This is a genomic window from Micromonospora sp. D75 (assembly GCF_018070405.1).
GTDB classification, from domain to species: Bacteria; Actinomycetota; Actinomycetes; order Mycobacteriales; family Micromonosporaceae; genus Micromonospora; species Micromonospora chalcea.
Map to the genome: position 1 here is coordinate 1 of NZ_JAGPXV010001119.1, position 737 is coordinate 737.

1 protein-coding gene is annotated in these 737 nt (G+C 71.2%); it reads left to right on the top strand.

Annotated features, from left to right (window positions below; all coding sequences use genetic code 11):
• A partial coding sequence (gene uppS / locus KBX39_RS32410; RefSeq protein ID WP_210874241.1) for a polyprenyl diphosphate synthase occupies positions 1–581 on the top strand: 581 nt, incomplete at its 5' end.
• Positions 582–737 lie beyond the last annotated feature (156 nt).

Sequence of the window (737 nt, forward strand, 5' to 3'; positions counted from 1 at the left end):
GGTGCGACGCGGCCGGTGTCGGGCACGTCACGCTGTGGCTGCTCTCCACCGACAACCTCTCCCGCCCGGCCGCCGAGCTGGACCCACTGCTCCAGATCATCGAGGACCTCACCACCGAGCTGGCCGAGGAGGGCAACCCCTGGCGGCTGCGGATGGTCGGCGCGCTCGACGTGTTGCCGGCGCAGCACGCCGCCGCGCTCAAGGCCGCCGAGGAACGCACCCGGGACCGCGACGGCGGGGCTCAGGTCAACATCGCGGTCGGGTACGGCGGGCGGCGCGAGATCGCCGACGCGGTCCGCTCGCTGCTGGCGGAGCACGCCGCGAACGGCGGCACGCTCGAGGAGCTGGCCACCTCGCTCGACGTCGACCACATCTCCGAGCACCTCTACACCAAGGGGCTGCCGGATCCGGATCTGATCATCCGGACCAGTGGCGAGCAGCGGCTCTCCGGTTTCATGCTCTGGCAGAGCGCGCACTCGGAGTTCTACTTCTGCGAGCTGAACTGGCCCGACTTCCGCAAGGTCGACTTCCTGCGTGCCCTGCGCTCCTACGCCACCCGCCAGCGCCGATTCGGCACCTGACCCCCCCGCCTCCCCGTCGATCTTGCACTTCCGGCCCCGCGTGCGCGGCTTTCGTCCCCGTTTGTCGGGGCGGCAAGTGCAAGATCGACGCGGAAGAGCGGGGTCAGGTCAGGTGGCGCAGGGCGTCGGTGAGGAACTCGGCCAGGGCGGCGGGGG